We start from the raw sequence: 17,383 nt of genomic DNA, 5'->3' as shown, positions 1-17,383 counted from the left end.
ATCTCCCAAGGCAATCCCGGAAGCGTCCTACAGTTTCATTTCATGGTGTTTGTTAGCGTTCATGGATGCCGAACGAGGCGAGCAATCCTCAGCTCGATAGCGGCGAAAAATGGACGTTCAGCGCTATGAAGCTACTGGTTATTCATCAAAATTTTCCCGGTCAGTTCCGTCATGTGGTGCTGGCAGCGCTGGAGCGCGGTGATGAGGTTGTGGCGATAGGCCGGGACACGGCACCGGGCGTCGCCGGTGTGCAAATCCATCGATATCGAGCGACCAGCCGAGCGCCCGGCAATATTCACCCCTATCTGATCCGCTACGAACAAGCAGTGATTGACGGGCACAAGGTTTTTGAAATCCTGGGCAGGCTGAAACGTTCGGGTTATCAGCCAGATGTCATCCTTGCTCATCCCGGATGGGGAGAGACGCTGTTTGCCAAGGATGTCTATGCCGATACGCCGCTGATTCACTATTGCGAGTATTACTATCGAGCGCAGGGCGCCGATTGCGGGTTCGACCCCGAATTCCGGCGAGCCGCAAGAGAGTCGTCACGGCTGCGAGTGCTCAACTCGCTGCATCTGTTGAATCTTGAACAATGTGATATCGCAATCGCGCCTACCCAATGGCAGCGCAGCCTGTTTCCGGCCGCTTACCGGTCGGCTATTCGGGTCATTCACGAGGGTGTAGTTCAAACTTCTGACCTGGCCAAGGTCGGGGCAGTCAGATTGCCTAATGGGGTCGAACTGAGAGCCGGACAGCCGATCGTTACCTATGTCGCCAGAAACCTTGAGCCTTATCGCGGCTTTCACAGTTTCATGCGAGCGATCCCGCTTGTTCAGGCTGAGTGCCCCGATGTGCAGATCATCGTGGTTGGCGGTGATGGTGTCAGTTATGGGAGTAAGCCGGTCGGGTACCCGGATTGGCGCAGCAGGATGGAGGCGGAGGTCAGTTTCGATCACTCCAGAGTGCATTTCACAGGGAAACTTCCTTACCAGACTTACCGCGCGGTTCTCGCATGTTCCAAAGTCCATGTTTATTTGACGTATCCGTTTGTCTTGTCGTGGTCGTTACTGGAGGCGATGGCGTCTGGTTGTGTGGTTGTTGCGTCGGATACGGCTCCGGTAAGGGAAGTCATTGTCGATGGGGCTAATGGCATGTTGGTGGATTTCTTCGACCATCAAGGAATTGCCAGAAGTGTAAGCAAGGTTTTGAAGTCGGCAGGTGAGTACGATGGTCTTGCCAGCGCCGCGAAGTTGACGGCAGGTCGGTTCAGTGTGGAATCGGGCGTGAGCCAATATTTTGAGGTTTTTGCAAGCGCGATATCCGGGCATAACGACGTACCAACCGTTCCGCAGTTTGAGCGGGAGGTTTGAATGTCCAGGAAGTCGCGTAAGCAGACGATCAAGTGGTTTAAAAGGTTATTGAAGTATGGATTGTTCTTTTATGTCTGTTATTGCGTAGCGGAATTTTATATTCGCAAAGAACAATCTGCCGAGTCGGCGGCTATTCACCAGGCAAACGAGAAAGCTTGCCAAAACAAGCTGGCGAGCATGAAGCAAGTGCCGATATTAGGCGGCGCCTATATAGATAAGACGCTAGTCCCTGAGTTTTACGTTGGCATGCCTGAGATGGTGAACAAGAAAGCGTGTCTGGCGATTGCTCTGAAGGGGCTTTTCTGGTGGACCGGGACGGGGCTGCACCGGTACCAGAATCAGCGCCTGGAACCGATCCCCGAAAGCTGGCGGCTCTATAAATTGAACGCCGGGCTTTTTACCAGAAAGGAAACTACCGAGCCCCATGAGCGGGGTTATCGACACGTCAACTGGCCGGATGAGTTGATTGTGAAACTAAAGAATTATCCGGGGCTGGAGATTTGGCTGGATGCACCTCCGCCGCATTTCAAGAATGAAGACTCGGTTAGAACGTTTGTCATTACTGGCTGGCCGCGGCGAGATGGAACCCCTCGGTTGATCAACTGTGACGGCTTGATTCGCCCGGCGGCGGAGGAAAAACTGACTGACGAGAAACTGGCAAGGTTCAGCAGAGCTGAATTGGAAAATCTTGATTTCGGCAAACTGAATTTCTTCTGCAATATCAATCTGGATAACTTCGACTTTTCCGGGGGGCACGGTAGCGTAGGTCTCGGATTAGCGTCATTACGCGAAGCACCTGAGATGCTCAAATATCTCAGTGACTATCTTTCACGCTCTGTTATTACAAGGAAGTAACAATGAGTTATGTATTCAGCGATATGGAAAAATCAGAGATTTTCAACGCAGCAAATATTTGCAAAGGAATGAGGCTGCGCTCAAAACAACTTCAGTACGATGCACTGAAATTAGCAGGGGCAAGCTGCGCACCCCTGTACCAAAAGCTATTCGACATTATTGGTGAGAAAGTTTCTGACGTTGTAGCTGTCGACAAAGAGGCTGGAGAGGTGCTGAAAAGCGCCAGACTCTGGCTTGCCGTGGCCATTGATGCCAACGGTGGAAACGGTGCCTACTCTGCCCTGATTCGTGGTTACACCTCCCGCCAGGGTGAACTCAGACTGAATACAATTTTCAGTGAAGACCTGATGCAGCTTTCATCCAACCAGGTTGCCGTCAACTTCATCAATACCCTGATCAACGGATCCCTTGCCGGTCAACTGGCACCCTGGACTGTTCCGTCAATCAGCCAGATCGCAGAAATCGACGCCAGCGCGATTGGCGAGGCCCTGTTCAAGGAGGTTTGCGGGGAGGACGACACCGCCGTGAAACGTAACTCCGGTTGGTCTGGAACGGTCGGATTCAGCCTGTTGGGCGGTAAACCTCCCTATGAAACGTGGAGACTGATCTCTGCGGGCGACCCGGATGCGGAAGATGGCGGCCCACCCACTCAGGCAAAGCCCAACCGGCTCGACGACTATAAAAACATTCTCTTCGCCATCGACGCCTACAGCGTCGGCCTGCAAGCGGCGATCAGCAATTTCGGCATCAATCCACTGCAAAGTCTGCTATCGGTCGTACCCGAGCAAATCAACATCGCGCTGGCCAGTGGCAGTGTGAATCCGCTGATTCAGCATGTAGTCAAAGGCACGCCTGTTGCCGCCGTGGTCGAGCTGATCTTGCGCTACGGCCAGAACGAATTTCTCGACATGTTCAAGCGCACTTACGACGGCGATTCTGCTGCCATACCCACCACCAACGACACCTTCTCCAGCAACGCTTACGCCTTCTTCTCGGCATTCTCCCCAGAGCAGTCGCAAAACATCGTCACCCGGACAATAGGCGAGTTCGGCAATGCCAATGCATGGGCGAAACTGGCAGGCGAGGCGACGCCGCGCGGTCTGGCGTTGCGCAACTCTTTGCAGCAACTCAGTGAAGTCGTCATAGAACGAGCCGACGGTTATCCCGACCGCAACCTCGAGCTTTACGATCCGCACACTGGCGAAGGCTTTATCACCGCGCAGTGGCTGGCGGATCGTGCGCAGATGCTCGCCCGTTTGATTGCCCGAACCCAAGGCTCGTTTGGAGAACACTCGCTGCAGCAGTTTTCCTACTCCGATCTCGCCTCCGGCAAACAGGTGCCGATGACCACCGGAGTGCTGAACCCGTTGGCCATGTTCGGTGATGACGGCGGGCGATCTTTCGCTGGTGGCGCCAATGCCGATCATCTGTATGGCGGCGAGGGCAATGATTCGATCCATGGGATGGCCGGTCACGATGTCATTGAAGGTGGTCGCGGTAACGACTCGCTAACCGGAGGTGACGGCAATGATGAGTTGTACGGGATGGCCGGTGACGATGTTCTGCTCGGAGGAAAGGGGAACGATTCTTTGATTGGGGGCGAAGGCAACGACCGTTATGAATTCGCCAGCGGCGATGGCATCGACGAGATTCTTGATGCCAACGCCGATGGGCAACTGTGGATCAACGGCGCGCCGATTCCCCAACTCAAATGCTGCGCGCCTCTGAGCAATATCTGGTCTACCGAGGATCGGTCAATCACCCTGACGCTTGTTGAACACACCCTCAACATCAAATATGGCGAGGGCGATCTGGTGGTCATCAAGAACTTTCAGCCCGGGATGCTTGGTATTCGCCTCCCTGAATATGAGGGGCAGCCGCTCACTGCTGCGGATTTGACGCTTCAGGGCGACTGGAAAGCCAAAGACGCCGATCCCACTGCCCCCGGCGATCAGCCCTCCTTTGATGAGCTGGGCAACGTGGTGCTGCTGCCCAAGGTCAAACAGCGCAACAAGGCCGACGTACTGTACGGTTCCGCCGCAGACGACGTCATTCTCGGCCTGGGTGGTTCTGATCGATTGTTCGGCAAGGCTGGAGACGATCGGTTATTCGGCGACAAGCAGACGACAATCGAAAAGGCCATGGCCGACGGTGACGCCAAAGGCAAGGCAAATCGCGGAGACTGGCTCGACGGCGGACAAGGTGACGATTTGCTTATCGGTACGGCATCGCGAGACGTTCTGCTCGGTGGCAATGACCGGGATACCTTGATCGGCGGTGCTGGTGACGATGTGTTATCCGGAGACGAAACCACCGGCGCGCTGGAACAAGGTTGGTCGGTCAAGCGCGCTGCCGTCACGATTGCTCGCGGTGTGACCAGTCACCGAGCGGTCTATTCAAAGGCCTCGATAAACAGTGCGCCCGAGGGCGGTAGTGACGTGCTGTATGGGCAGGGCGGCAAGGACATTATCAACGGCGGCTGGGGTGAGGACCTGCTTGACGGCGGCGCTGACGACGATTTTCTCAAAGGCGATCAAGGTAACGACACCCTGGCCGGTGGCAGCGGCAACGACGTGATGCTTGGTGACAACCTCGATTGGGGCGGTGGCCTGCCCAGCAGACACCATGGCAACGATGTGCTGGACGGCGGCAGTGGTGATGATTCACTCGGCGGTAACGGTGGCAGCGACGCTTTGTATGGCGGCCCTGGCAACGACATTTTGCAGGGTGATGACGGCGTACTGGACGGCGTCGAAGGCGATGCCGCGCATTTTTTTGGCGATGATCTGCTGGACGGTGGCTCCGGCGATGACACGCTCTGGGGCGGCGGTGGCGATGATTTGCTCTTCGGCGGCGAAGGCCATGACGATCTGATTGGCGATAACTCTGAGCATCCGGTTCGCTATCACGGCAACGACTTTCTCGATGGTGGCGCGGGGGATGACACCCTGCGCGGCATGGGCGGCGCAGATACGCTGGCGGGTGGCGCAGGGGCGGATTTTCTCGATGGCGACGTATCTGACCTGCAACCGGGCGGAAGCAACAATGACGTGCTTCAGGGCGGCGAAGGAAACGATACGTTACAGGGTGGTTTCGGTGCCGACACGCTGTACGGCGGCGCGGGTGACGACATCCTTGCCGGCGATTACGAAAACAGCGCTGAGGCCGAGCACAATGCCGATTATCTGCACGGTGGCTCAGGTAACGACACGCTGCTCGGAGGTGGTGGCAACGACACCCTGCTGGGCGGGGAAGGGACGGACTACCTTCGCGGTGATTCCGGTGACAACGTGTTTGATGGCGGTCCCGGTGCTGACGTGCTGGATGGCATGGATGGCGCCGACATCTACTATTTCGGCGCTGGCGACGGCCTGGATATCGTCACCGATGCCGGCGGCCGCAACATCATCAGGTTCGGTGCAGGGTTTTGCGCGCAAAGTCTGAAGGCCGACGTTATCGACGCTACCGTCGGCACGGTGTTGCGACTGGCCAATGGCACGGGCGACGCGATACTCATCAAGAATCACGAGCGGTGGAAGGATTCCACATTCAATTTCAGCGACGGCGTGGTACTTGATTACGCAGATGTCCTGCGCAAAACATTGCCACCGATAGAGACGGCCGAATCACCCGTACCAGAACCTGTCACCGCCCCGGCAACCCCTGAAAGCAAAGTTGCGGATCCGGTTAAGCCAGACGATGTCACCGCTGCGGCGCAAGGCCCGGTGGCGTCTGTTCAAGCGGTCAACTGGACCGATGAGTTCCTCGCGCAAATCCAGTCAAAACGCTCTGCCCGCAGACACGCCACAGGTTTTACCTTGAATGAGCAAGGCGTCTGGGTGCGCAGTCATGTCACCACCAGCGACACCGGTTACACCACTCACACCGAGCTGATCGATGGCAGCGTCGAAGCGGGAACACTGTCTGAAACGCCGCCATGGATGAAGGTTGATGCAGGGCACGCCGTGGTCAGCGAAAGGCAGTCGACAACCACAAACCGTATCGAAAATAAGCAGGTGAAAGCCGAGGGAGCAATGCCTTCCTCAGCTCAGGCGCCTCGCTATTATCGATCCGGCTCGGCCAACGGGTTTTCCTTCAATACGGGCGACGTATTGGTTGAAGACCGAAAGGAATCCGGCGCGCTTGAAGGCTGGTACGTCTATCCGGCGGCAAGCTTCGGTTCGGGGGCAACAGTGCCCAAGGCGTTTCGCTGGGATGTCACAACTGAAACGATCAAACGCAAAATCGTCCATGGCAACGATGCCGGCGGGCGAGTCAACGTCGAAGTGGAAAACGTTTTCCACGGCGGCGCGGGAGACGATCTGATCGTCGCTTATGCAGGCTCCCCACTTGACTACGGCACTGTCGGCGACCGAACACCGGGCGCGTTTTTATCCGCCGGGGCAGGTGACGATACCTTGCTCGGCTCCGAGGGCGCCGACTATCTGCTCAGCGGCTCGGGTGATGACTGGCTCTACGGCGAAGACGGCGCCGACACCTACATCGTGCAAGCGCATGCCGCAGCGACCACCACGATTGCGGATGTGCCAAACCCTGTTTTCCACCGAGCAGAAGTTGGCGTAGCGGGGTGGAAAGACGAGTACGGATTGATCGATCAGGACACGGTCGTTCTTCCCGCAGGCGCGCAGCGCGATGCACTGCAATTGAGCTGGGGTGCTGCGCTGATAGAGACCACCCATGTCGAGCTGGAGCCCAACCCGAGTCGCGGGGCTTACCGCAACCCGCCGAGAGCGAAAATGCTTCATCCGACACTCGATATCCAATGGGGCGGGACGCAAAAAGTCCGCATCGTCTTGCCCCACAACGGTGAACTTGAGGGGGCCGGTATTGAGCTCGTCAAGTTCGCCGATGGGTCGGTCGCAAGTTTGAAGCAGCTCCTGGAATCGAGTCAGCTCGGCCCTGCGCCCGAGACTTTTCATACGGGTGTCATCGTCAACAATCCCAGCCGTTCAACCTCCCTGCGAGACGGACGAGCGCTGCCACTCGTGGGCGGTCGCGGCAACGACACCATAAGCGGCGCGGGAGAGATCCGAGGCATGCAAGGGGATGACGTGCTCACCGGCAGCCCCGGTGATGATCTGCTGCTGGGTGGGCCGGGCAATGACACGCTAACCGGCGGCGCTGGAAATGATCTCTACCGATACGATGGCCTCGGCAGAGACGTGATCATAAACAACGGAGGCGGACAGGACGGGATCGATTTTTCCGAACGCAGGCTGACGATCGACAACCTGAGGTTTCATCGTGAGCGCGATGATCTGGTGATTGTGGTGGATTACGGCATGGCGCCGAAAATCCGGGTTTCCAGTCATTTTGCCGCAGGTGAAAGCGCTATTGGCTTCATAAGAGTCAGCGAAGGAACAGCGACTCAAGACTACAGCGCAAGGCAAATTGCTGAACGTCTGCACCCGCTTCCGCCACTGAGGGATGTCGAGGATATTTTGATAAAGGGCGACGATGAAGCGCAGCGGGCAATGAAGGAAATCATTGAGTTCTACGAACTGAATGTCTGACAAGACGACCGATTGAGCCGGCCCGCGATGGCAATCCAGTCGCCATCGCGGGCCTCGCGTCACCTCAATACTGGGTCAGATCCGCTAACGGATGCCGCCCCTCCCAAACCTTGTGAAAGTGCGCCTCGACCACTGCATCCGGCACGTTATTGATGTCCGGCCAGTGCCAGTGCGGCTTCTGATCCTTGTCGATTAAACGCGCGCGCACGCCTTCGCTGAATTCCGGATGACGGCAGCAATTGAGGCTCAGGGTGTATTCCATCTGGAATACTTCGGCCAGCGACATGTGCCGCGCGCGGCTGATCTGTTCCCAGACCAGATGCGCGGTCAGCGGCGAGCCCTCGGCCATGGTTTTCGCCGCGCGGGCAATCAACGGATCGCTGCTGTCGCGGTGCAGGCTGATGGCTTTCCACGCACAGGCAACGTCGCTGCCATCGAGCAGTTCGTCGATCTGCTGACGACGCGGCAGCCACTGCGCTTCGGGCATTTGCTCAAGTGCCTCCTGCTGCAGAGCCTTGAGCAGGCTGTTGAGCTGCATGGCGGTCTGTTCCTGCCAGTTCAATTGCAGCAAGCCTTCGATCAATTGCGGTTGCTGTTCGTCGAGCAGGAAGCGGTCGGCCAGATCCAGATCCAGCGCATCACGGCCGTTGATGTGCGCGCCGGTCAGACCGAGAAACAAGCCGAGCTTGCCCGGCAATCGTGCGAGAAACCAACTGGCGCCGACGTCCGGATACAGTCCAATGGTGATTTCCGGCATCGCCAGACGGCTGCTCGGCGTGACGATCCGCGTGCTCGCGCCCTGCAACAGGCCCATGCCGCCGCCAAGCACGTAACCGTGACCCCAGCAGATCAGCGGCTTCGGATAGGTATGCAGGCTGTAATCGAGGCGATATTCCGCGCTGAAAAATTGCGCGGCCAGCGGCGGCACTTCGCCGGGGTGAGCGCGGCAGGCTTCGACCAGGCTGCGCACCTCACCGCCGGCGCAGAAGGCTTTGGCGCCGTTGCCGCGCAGCAGCACGCAGACGATTTGCGGGTCATTGGCCCAGGCGTTCAATTTGTCGCTGAGCGCGTTGATCATCGGCAGGGACAGCGCGTTCAACGATTTCTCGGCATCCAGGCTGGCGATGCCGATGCGGGCGCCGTCGGTGCCGGTTAGTTCTTCGAAGTGCAGATTCATCGTGACCTCGATCGGGAATTTGAGCGATCAGTATGATCGCTATGGGGGAAAGTGCCGGATCTGCGTCAGATCAATTGACAAGCGTGGTCGGCTTTCCTAGGGTTCGCCCCATTGTTTTTGCCGGAAATGACCATGACTGCTGACGACCGTATCAAACTCGAACCGAGCTGGAAGGAGGCACTGCGTGCTGAGTTCGACCAGCCTTACATGGCAGAGTTGCGCAGCTTTCTGCAGCAGGAGCGGGCCGCCGGCAAGGAGATCTATCCGCCGGGACCGATGATTTTCAACGCACTGAACTCAACGCCCCTGGACAAGGTGAAAGTGGTGATTCTCGGCCAGGACCCTTACCACGGCCCGGGCCAGGCCCACGGTCTGTGTTTCTCGGTGCAACCGGGCGTGCCGGCACCGCCGTCGCTGGTCAACATCTATAAAGAGTTGAAACGCGACCTCAATATCGACATTCCCAACCACGGCTACCTGCAGAGCTGGGCCGAACAGGGCGTGCTGCTGCTCAACACCACCATGACGGTTGAGCGCGCCAACGCCAACGCGCACAAGGACAAGGGCTGGCAACACTTCACCGACCGCATCATTGAAGTGGTCAGCGAACGGCAGCCGCATCTGGTGTTCATGCTCTGGGGCGCCCATGCGCAGAGCAAGCAGAAGCTGATCGACGCGACCAAGCACCTGGTGCTGACCTCGGTGCATCCGTCGCCGTTGTCGGCCTATCGCGGGTTTTTGGGCTGTGGGCATTTCAGCCGGACCAACAAGTTTCTCGAACAGAATGGCGAAACGCCGATCGACTGGCGCTTGCCACCTCTCGCCTGAGATCGTTCCCACGCGCAGCAAAGGAATGCAGCCCGGGACGCTCTGCGTCCCAAAGCGGACGCGGAGCGTCCATTGAGGCATTCCCACGCAGAGCGTGGGAACGATCAGTCAGTCAGGACTCTGGAATACGATTCCAGTACTTGAACAACGGCTCCGCCAGAAACAGCACAAACAACAGCCGCATCACCTGCATCGCCGTCACCAGCGGCACCGACAGTTGCAGGGTCTCCGCCGTCAGACTCATTTCGGCAATGCCCCCCGGCATCATGCCCAGGGTCAGTGAACGCAGATCCAGATGGGTCAATGCACTCAAGCCCAGCGCCGCCAGCGACGCGATCAACATGGTCAGCGCCGTGCCGATCAACGTCCGGCCCATGAACGACGGCGCGCGGCGGAAGAACTGCCGATTGAAGTGACAGCCCAGACCGCTGCCGATCAGCCATTGACCGATCTGACTGCCACCATTGGGCAATCCGATGTGCAGATCCCACGTAATGCTCACCGCCGCACTGACCAGCAACGGCCCGAACAGCCATGGATTGGGTTGGCGCAGACGCTGCCAGAGCCAGGCGAGCAGGGCGCCCGCCGGAAACAGAATCGCCAGCCAGCGCCAATCGACACTGCCGGCGTGAGAAATCGGCGTGCCGTCACCGAGCAGATACTTGAACGCCGCCGGCACGCACAACACCACCACCAACACCCGCAGACTCTGCCCGGCCGCGACATGGCTGAGCAGTGCACCGTTACGCGCGCCGAGGTTGACCATCTCCCCGGAACCACCGGGCATGCTTGAGAAAAACGCCGTGGCGCGATCCTCGCCGGTGCGGCGCATCAGCCATACGCCGACCACCGCCGACAGGCTCGTGACCAGCGCACCGAAGAAAATCAAACCGAAATGGCTGAGCACCTGTTCCATCACCAGCGGGGTGAAGTGCAGGCCGATACCGATGCCGACGATCCACTGGCCGCACTTGCGCCCGCCAGGAATTTCCGCCAGTTGCCACGGCGTCAGGCAGCGCACCAGGATGATCGCCAGCAACGAGCCGACCATCCACGGAAGCGGCCAGCCGATCTGGCTGGCGATGAAACCGCCAAGCAGACCGACCAGCGGGGTGCCCCACCAGGCTTTCAGGGACAAGCGATCAAACATCGGCAATGACGCGCCGTGCCGCCGAACGCTTGCGCCAGATGCGGATCAGCGGCATCAGCAGCATGATCGCGGTGAGGATCCAGCAACCGAAGGTGATCGGACTCGACCAGAGAATCTCCAGCGCGCCATTGGAGATCGACAGGGCGCGACGCAGGTTCTGCTCCATCAGGCCACCGAGGATGAAGCCCAGCAGCAGTGGCGACAGCGGGAAATCCAGCTTGCGCAGGATGTAACCGAAGATGCCGATACCGATCATCAGGAACAGATCGAAGGTGGTCGCGTGCACAGCGTAAACGCCGATCCCGGTGATGATCGCGATGATCGGCACCAACGCCCAGTTCGGCACGGCGAGGATGCGGGTGAATACGCGGATCATCGGGATGTTGAGGATCACCAGCATCACGTTGGCGATGAACAACGACGCGATCAGGCCCCAGACGATGTCCGGTTGCTGTTGGAACAGCAGTGGACCCGGGGTGATGTTGTACAGCGACAGCGCGCCGATCATCACCGCCGTGGTGCCCGAACCCGGAACGCCGAGGGTCAGCATCGGAACGAGAGCGCCGCACGCCGCGCCGCCGATAGCGGTTTCCGGCGCGGCCAGACCACGGGGATCGCCTTCACCGAATTTGCCGCTGGTGCCGGCGATGCGCTTCTCGGTCATGTAGGCCACGGCACTGGCGAGCGTTGCGCCGGCACCGGGCAGCACGCCCATGATGAAACCGAGCACGCCGCAGCGCACGTTGACGACGAAAACCGACGCCGCTTCCTTGAAGTTGAACATCATCCGGCCGGTGGCTTTCACCGCTTCCTGGCCGTGGTGGGTTTTTTCCAGCAGCAGAAGGATTTCGCTGATCGAGAACAGACCCAGCACCAGCACAACGAACTGAATGCCGTCGGTCAGGTGAATGTTGTCGCCGGTGAAACGGTACACGCCACTGTTGGCGTCGATGCCGACGGTGGAAAGGAACAGACCGATCAGCGCCGCAATAAATGTCTTCAGCGGTCGATCACCGGCCATGCCGCCGAGACAGACAATCGCGAACACCATCAACACGAAGTATTCCGCCGGTCCGAAGGCAATCGCCCATTTCGCCAGCAGCGGCGCAAACAGGACCATGCCGCAGGTCGCGATGAACGCGCCGATGAACGAACTCCACGCCGACAGTGACAGCGCGACACCGGCCATACCTTTACGAGCCATCGGGTAGCCGTCGAGGGTGGTCATGACGGTGGAGGCTTCACCCGGAATGTTCAGCAGGATCGAGCTGATCCGGCCGCCGTATTCGCAGCCCAGATAGACCGCCGCGAGCAGGATCAGCGCCGACTCCGGCGGCAGGCCGAGTGCGAACGCGATCGGAATCAGCAACGCCACGCCGTTGATCGGACCGAGGCCCGGCAGCAGGCCGACGACGGTGCCGATCAGGGTGCCGCACAGTGCGGTCACCAGGTTGTACGGGCTCAGCGCGACGCCGAAGCCCTGACCCAAATAGCCAAGGGTATCCATATCAGTTCTCCAGGACGCTGAGCAGGCCGAGGGGCAGCGGAACATCCATCAAGCGATCGAACAGCAGATAGAGACCAACCGCCATCAGGCTGATGATCACCACGCTCGGCAGCCAGCGGCCGCCATAGAGACGGGCCATCGGTACGCCGGTAATGATGCTGGCCACGATGAAGCCAAGGGGTTCGAAGGTGCCGGCAAACACCAGCAACAACACCACGCACAGACCGATCTTGGTCAGGGTTTCGCGATCCAGCGGCGGCTCATCCGGGTTGTGTTTGATCGGCGCCGGGCGAAACACCATGTACAGCAGCGCCAGCCCCATCAGGCCGAGCATCAGCAGCGGAAAGGCGCGCGGGCCGACCGGTTCATAGGAAAAAGCCGCTTGGTACGGCCACGCCATCAGTGCCAGGCCGGCACACACCAGCAGTAACACCGAGGCGAAAATGCGTTGAATAAGCATGGGAGCTCCTGTGCTGCGTCCCCGCGTAGGAGACGCAGCCACTAGACAGAGACGATCACTGGATCAGGCCGAACTCTTTGGCCAGCACTTTGTAGTCGGCGACCTGCTTCTTCACGTAGGTGTCCAGTTCCGGGCCGGTCATGGCGAACGGGAACAGCTCACGCTGATCGCGCAGCTTGGCGAACTCGTCGGAAGCCAGCAGTTTGTCGAACGCGTCTTTCCACCAGGCGTAGTCTTCATCGCTGACTTTTGGCCCGAGGTAGAAGCCACGCACGACCGGCCAGACGATGTCATAGCCTTGCTCGCGAGCGGTCGGGATGTCTTTCATTTCCGGTTCGTCGAGACGCTTGTCCGAGAACACCGCGAGCAGACGCATGTCGCCGCTCTGGATGTGCGGCATGGAGTCGGAGATGTCGGTACTGCCGACCTGGATGTGGCCGCCGAGCAGGGCCGTGGCGATTTCACCACCGCCTTCGAGTGCCACGTAACGCAGTTCGCGCGGGTTGATCCCGGCAGCCTTGGCGATCAGTGCGGTCTGCATCCAGTCCTGGCTGCCGACGGTGCCGCCGGAGCCGATAACCACTGACCCTGGATCTTTCTTCAACGCCTGAACGAGATCGTCGAGGGTCTTGTAGGGCGAATCGCTTTTCACTGCGATGGCGCCGTAGCTGGTGCCGACGGCCGCGAGCCAGCGCACGTTGGTTTCATCGAAGCGACCGAACTTGCCCTGGGCCAGGTTCAGCAGCGAACCGCTCGACCACGCCACCAGCGTGCCGGCATCCGCCGGACGTTGCGCGACCACCGCGTTGTACGCCACCGCGCCGACACCGCCGGGCATGTAGGTGACGCGCATCGGCTTGCTCAGCAACTTCTGGTTGACCAATGCGCTCTGCACCAGTTTGCAGGTCAGGTCGAAACCGCCGCCGGGGGAGGCGGGGGCGATGCATTCCGGACGTTTCGGCTCGGCCATGAGTTGGCCGGCAAACAGCATCGCGCCAGCGGCGAGAGCAACTTTACGCAGTGATACGTTCATTTGAGTCTCCAGAGGAGTTGTTGTTATGGATGGACCGAATGACCAAAGGGCAACGCGAAAACCTAGCGGCAGGCGCAGTTTTCTCGCGGCGCGCGCGCAACGACTGAAACAACGGAGGGGATACAGGACTGCGGCGAGAAGCCGACGGTGTAACGGTGGAATCGAGCAAGGCGAGCAGGCGTTACAGCCTTGGTGCGCATGGAGGGCATGCTGGGGTACTCCGTTATTGTTCTTATGAGTCGAAAACGCTTCATGGCGTTTTTCGTTGCGCTGTGTGGCGGCAGCGGCGACAGTCGAAACTGTCCGTGGCCCGACTCTAACCGGCTAACCTTTCAACAACCTTTCAATTGTCTTTCACGGTTTTTCGGGCTTCACAGCGGCGGTTGCGGCTGTAAACTCCGCGACAAAGCGTGGCGTCGGCCAACCCTGAACGAGGTAAAAATCCATGCGTGTCCTGCTCGTCGAAGACCATTTGCAACTGGCCGAAAGCGTGGCTCAGGCGCTCAAGAGCACCGGTCTGACCGTGGATGTGTTGCACGATGGCGTGGCCGCCGACCTGGCGCTGGGCAGTGAGGAATACGCGGTGGCGATCCTCGATGTCGGCCTGCCGCGCATGGACGGTTTCGAGGTGCTGGCGCGGCTGCGTGCACGGGGCAAGAACCTGCCGGTGTTGATGCTGACCGCGCGCAGTGACGTCAAGGATCGCGTGCATGGCCTCAATCTCGGTGCTGACGACTACCTGGCCAAGCCGTTCGAATTGACGGAACTGGAAGCGCGGGTCAAAGCCTTGCTGCGCCGCAGTGTCCTGGGCGGCGAGCGTCAGCAGCGCTGTGGTGTGCTGGCTTACGACCTCGATACGCGGCGCTTCACCCTCGGCGACGAACTGCTGACCCTCACCTCGCGCGAGCAAGCCGTTCTCGAAGCGTTGATCGCGCGGCCGGGGCGAGTGATGAGCAAAGAACAACTGGCCGCGCAGGTGTTCGGCCTCGACGAAGAAGCCAGCCCCGACGCCATCGAAATCTACGTGCACCGCTTGCGCAAGAAGCTCGATGGCCAGCCCGTGGCCATCGTCACCTTCCGTGGCCTCGGCTATCTGCTGGAAAGCCGCGATGCATAAGCCCAGCAGCCTGCGCTGGCGGTTGCTGTGGAACCTTGGATGGTTGCTGGTGGTGCTGATGCTCGCCAGTGGTTTGAGCGCTTACTGGAACGGTCGCGAAGCCGCCGACACCGCGTATGACCGCACGCTGCTGGCCTCGGCACGCACCATCGCTGCCGGGTTGTCGCAGCGCGATGGCAGCCTCAGCGCCGATGTGCCTTACGTGGCGCTGGACACCTTCGCCTACGACAGCGCCGGGCGCATCTATTACCAGGTCAACGACATTCACCAGAAGCTGATTTCCGGCTACGAAAATCTTCCCGGGCCACCGCCCGGCACGCCGCGCACCGACAGCTATCCGGCGCTGGCGCGCTTTTACAATGCGAAGTACAACGGCCAGAACGTGCGCGTGGTCAGCCTGCTCAAGGCCGTAAGCGAGCCGAACATGAACGGCATGGCGGAGATCCGCGTGGCTGAAACCGACGAAGCGCGGGTCAGTATGGCGCGCAGTCTGGCGGCGGATACGTTGCTGCGCCTGGGCATGTTGGCCGTGGGTGCATTGCTGCTGGTGTGGTTCGCGGTGAGTGCGGCGTTGCGCCCGCTGGAGCGGTTAAGAACCGCTGTTGAGGAACGCCAGCCCGACGACTTGCGGCCGCTGCCGCTGGTGGAAGTGCAGCATGAACTGGGACCCTTGGTTCGCGCGCTCAATCATTTCACCGAGCGTCTGCGCGGCCAGTTCGAGCGGCAGGCGCAGTTCATCGCCGATGCCGCTCACGAGTTGCGTACGCCGCTGGCCGCACTCAAGGCACGCCTGGAACTGGGCCTGCGCTCGAACGAGCCGGAGACCTGGCGCACCACCCTTGAATCGTCCGCGCAAAGCACCGATCGCTTGACCCATCTGGCCAATCAGCTTCTATCGCTGGCCCGCGTCGAGAACGGCGCGCGGGCGATTGCCGAGGGCGGCGCGCAGTTGCTCGATCTGAGCCAATTGGCGCGGGAGCTGGGCATGGCCATGGCGCCTTTGGCGCACAAGCGCGGCGTGGCGCTGGCGCTTGAAGCGGATGAGCCGGTGTGGCTGCGCGGTGAGCCGACGCTGCTCAATGAGCTGCTGAGCAATCTGGTCGACAACGCGCTGGCGCATACGCCATCGGGCGGCAATGTGATTCTGCGGGTCACGGCCCCGGCGGTGCTTGAGGTTGAGGACGACGGGCCGGGCATCCCGCTGCACGAGCGTGATCGGGTGTTCGAGCGATTTTACCGGCGCAATCAGCAGGTTGCCGGTTCAGGTCTGGGCTTGGCGATTGTCGGCGAGATCTGTCGCGCGCATCTGGCGCAGATCACCTTGCATGATGGCGAGCAGGCAGGGTTGAAGGTGCGGGTCAGTTTTATTGCCGGGTAATACCTTTGTGGCGAGGGGTTTTTGTGGCGAGGGGATTTATCCCCGCTCGGCTGCGCAGCAGTCGCGGTCCGGGTCGCAGAGTCTAGGGTCGCTTCGCAACCCAACGGGGATAAATCCCCTCACTACAGGTCAGTAGAACATCGACCGCGATTCTTCCAGATCCGCGCAGAACTGCTTGTTCTCCGGATCAATCCCCAGCTTCCTGAACGCCGGCACGCTAAACGGATCAATCCGCGCAAACGGATGATCGGTGTCCTTGCGGCAATACAAATTGGCCACCTGCACGACATCGACGTAATCGATGCGCGTCGAGTCGCGGCTGAAGTCTTGATACAGCAACGGCAAATGCACCAGGCGCTCGGGAAACTCCCAGACCCGCAGCAATTTCTCGCCCAGCAAAGGGTGAATCTGCTCAATCACATGGGTCAGGCTGACCGCATCGGAGAGCAGTTCATTGTGGTCTTCGGCGTAAGTCAGAATCGGCAACACGCCAATCTGATGCACCAGCCCGCCGAGTGCCGCCTGATCGGGTTTGAGCTGAGTGTGACGACGACACAGCGCATAGCTGACGCCAGCGATTTCCAGACTGCTGCGCCAGACTTCGCGCATCTTCTGTTCGACCACCTCGGAGCGGGCATTGAAGATCTGCTCCATCACCAGGCCGATCGCCAGGTTGCTGCTGTAGTTGATGCCCAAACGGGTGATGGCGGTGTGCAGGTCGGTGACTTCCTGCGCAGCGCGCAGCAGCGGACTGTTGACCACTTTGATCAGGCGCGCCGACAGCGCGGTGTCGCGGCCGATGACTTTGCTCAGATCGCTGACGCTGATTTCCGGATCCTCGGCGGCCTTGCGAATTTGCAGGGCCACTTCCGGCAACGTTGGCAGAACCAGGTCATCGTTATCGATGGCCGCAACCAAATCCTGTTGGACCTTTTCCGCCAGTTCGCTCATTTGGACTCTCTAGGATGTTGCAA

At 59.7% G+C, this 17,383-nt stretch carries 12 protein-coding genes; 6 read left to right on the top strand and 6 right to left on the bottom strand.

Features of this window, described 5'->3' with window-relative positions:
* Positions 1 to 65 precede the first annotated feature (65 nt).
* Genes AAEZ10_RS13660 through AAEZ10_RS13650 form a run of 3 tightly spaced genes read left to right on the top strand, consistent with a single transcriptional unit; the run spans position 66 to position 7,759 of the window.
* Entirely contained in the window at positions 66 to 1,370 is a 1,305-nt protein-coding gene (locus AAEZ10_RS13660; protein WP_350569579.1) for a glycosyltransferase family 4 protein, read from the top strand.
* Positions 1,371 to 2,225, top strand: coding sequence for a hypothetical protein (locus tag AAEZ10_RS13655; RefSeq protein WP_350569578.1), 855 nt, complete (start codon positions 1,371 to 1,373; stop codon positions 2,223 to 2,225).
* A 2-nt stretch (positions 2,226 to 2,227) separates the two neighbouring features.
* Entirely contained in the window at positions 2,228 to 7,759 is a 5,532-nt protein-coding gene (locus AAEZ10_RS13650; RefSeq protein ID WP_350569576.1) for a calcium-binding protein, read from the top strand.
* A gap of 64 nt (positions 7,760 to 7,823) precedes the next feature.
* Here AAEZ10_RS13650 and dspII read toward each other — a convergent pair whose 3' ends face one another.
* The gene (gene dspII, locus AAEZ10_RS13645) at positions 7,824 to 8,936 is read right to left on the bottom strand and encodes an enoyl-CoA hydratase/isomerase DspII (RefSeq protein ID WP_350569574.1); all 1,113 of its coding nucleotides are present in this window, start codon (positions 8,934 to 8,936) and stop codon (positions 7,824 to 7,826) included.
* A 132-nt stretch (positions 8,937 to 9,068) separates the two neighbouring features.
* Between dspII and ung the strand changes: the two genes are divergently transcribed.
* Entirely contained in the window at positions 9,069 to 9,764 is a 696-nt protein-coding gene (gene ung / locus AAEZ10_RS13640; RefSeq protein WP_073473079.1) for a uracil-DNA glycosylase, read from the top strand.
* A 112-nt stretch (positions 9,765 to 9,876) separates the two neighbouring features.
* Here the strand turns inward: ung and AAEZ10_RS13635 are convergent, their stop codons facing one another.
* From AAEZ10_RS13635 to AAEZ10_RS13620, 4 genes are read right to left on the bottom strand one after another with little or no spacing between them, the layout of a single operon-like run.
* Positions 9,877 to 10,914, bottom strand: a complete 1,038-nt coding sequence (locus tag AAEZ10_RS13635; protein ID WP_122611725.1) for an AbrB family transcriptional regulator — start codon at positions 10,912 to 10,914, stop codon at positions 9,877 to 9,879.
* Positions 10,907 to 12,421 carry a tripartite tricarboxylate transporter permease gene (locus AAEZ10_RS13630; protein ID WP_016771277.1) on the bottom strand — a complete coding sequence of 505 codons (1,515 nt, stop codon included), beginning with the start codon at positions 12,419 to 12,421 and terminating at the stop codon, positions 10,907 to 10,909. The genes AAEZ10_RS13635 and AAEZ10_RS13630 overlap by 8 nt, the downstream gene beginning before the upstream one ends.
* Position 12,422: 1 nt before the next feature.
* Positions 12,423 to 12,881: a tripartite tricarboxylate transporter TctB family protein gene (locus AAEZ10_RS13625; protein ID WP_016771276.1), complete on the bottom strand. Its 459-nt coding sequence runs from the start codon at positions 12,879 to 12,881 to the stop codon at positions 12,423 to 12,425.
* A 55-nt stretch (positions 12,882 to 12,936) separates the two neighbouring features.
* Positions 12,937 to 13,914, bottom strand: a complete 978-nt coding sequence (locus AAEZ10_RS13620) for a Bug family tripartite tricarboxylate transporter substrate binding protein (protein ID WP_016771275.1) — start codon at positions 13,912 to 13,914, stop codon at positions 12,937 to 12,939.
* Positions 13,915 to 14,359: 445 nt separating this feature from the next.
* Here AAEZ10_RS13620 and tctD point away from each other — a divergent pair, with 445 nt between their 5' ends.
* Together tctD and tctE are read left to right on the top strand one after the other, a co-directional pair.
* Positions 14,360 to 15,031 (top strand): two-component system response regulator TctD, encoded by a 672-nt coding sequence (gene tctD / locus AAEZ10_RS13615; RefSeq protein ID WP_024011992.1) that lies wholly within the window; start codon positions 14,360 to 14,362, stop codon positions 15,029 to 15,031.
* On the top strand, positions 15,024 to 16,409 hold the full coding sequence (tctE, locus tag AAEZ10_RS13610; protein ID WP_024011993.1) for a two-component system sensor histidine kinase TctE: 1,386 nt from the start codon (positions 15,024 to 15,026) through the stop codon (positions 16,407 to 16,409). Before tctD ends, tctE begins: the two co-directional genes overlap by 8 nt.
* Before the next feature lie 129 nt (positions 16,410 to 16,538).
* Here the strand turns inward: tctE and AAEZ10_RS13605 are convergent, their stop codons facing one another.
* On the bottom strand, positions 16,539 to 17,360 hold the full coding sequence (locus AAEZ10_RS13605; protein WP_016770675.1) for an HDOD domain-containing protein: 822 nt from the start codon (positions 17,358 to 17,360) through the stop codon (positions 16,539 to 16,541).
* Positions 17,361 to 17,383 lie beyond the last annotated feature (23 nt).

Origin of the sequence: Pseudomonas sp. H26/SER47-MNA-CIBAN-0231 (assembly GCF_040310465.1) — a bacterium.
Classification (GTDB): Bacteria; Pseudomonadota; Gammaproteobacteria; order Pseudomonadales; family Pseudomonadaceae; genus Aquipseudomonas; species Aquipseudomonas atacamensis.
The sequence above is the reverse complement of the archived record's forward strand: the minus strand, read 5'-3'. Positions and strand labels throughout refer to the sequence as shown.

What these genes read in the sequence shown, in the direction of transcription:
- AAEZ10_RS13660 (WP_350569579.1), top strand. Translation starts at nt 66, where the DNA reads ATGCCGAACGAGGCGAGCAATCCTCAGCTCGATAGCGGCGAAAAATGG.
- dspII (WP_350569574.1), bottom strand. Translation starts at nt 8,936, where the DNA reads ATGAATCTGCACTTCGAAGAACTAACCGGCACCGACGGCGCCCGCATC.
- AAEZ10_RS13625 (WP_016771276.1), bottom strand. Translation starts at nt 12,881, where the DNA reads ATGCTTATTCAACGCATTTTCGCCTCGGTGTTACTGCTGGTGTGTGCC.
- ung (WP_073473079.1), top strand. Translation starts at nt 9,069, where the DNA reads ATGACTGCTGACGACCGTATCAAACTCGAACCGAGCTGGAAGGAGGCA.
- tctE (WP_024011993.1), top strand. Translation starts at nt 15,024, where the DNA reads ATGCATAAGCCCAGCAGCCTGCGCTGGCGGTTGCTGTGGAACCTTGGA.
- AAEZ10_RS13605 (WP_016770675.1), bottom strand. Translation starts at nt 17,360, where the DNA reads ATGAGCGAACTGGCGGAAAAGGTCCAACAGGATTTGGTTGCGGCCATC.
- AAEZ10_RS13655 (WP_350569578.1), top strand. Translation starts at nt 1,371, where the DNA reads ATGTCCAGGAAGTCGCGTAAGCAGACGATCAAGTGGTTTAAAAGGTTA.
- AAEZ10_RS13650 (WP_350569576.1), top strand. Translation starts at nt 2,228, where the DNA reads ATGAGTTATGTATTCAGCGATATGGAAAAATCAGAGATTTTCAACGCA.
- AAEZ10_RS13630 (WP_016771277.1), bottom strand. Translation starts at nt 12,421, where the DNA reads ATGGATACCCTTGGCTATTTGGGTCAGGGCTTCGGCGTCGCGCTGAGC.
- tctD (WP_024011992.1), top strand. Translation starts at nt 14,360, where the DNA reads ATGCGTGTCCTGCTCGTCGAAGACCATTTGCAACTGGCCGAAAGCGTG.
- AAEZ10_RS13635 (WP_122611725.1), bottom strand. Translation starts at nt 10,914, where the DNA reads ATGTTTGATCGCTTGTCCCTGAAAGCCTGGTGGGGCACCCCGCTGGTC.
- AAEZ10_RS13620 (WP_016771275.1), bottom strand. Translation starts at nt 13,914, where the DNA reads ATGAACGTATCACTGCGTAAAGTTGCTCTCGCCGCTGGCGCGATGCTG.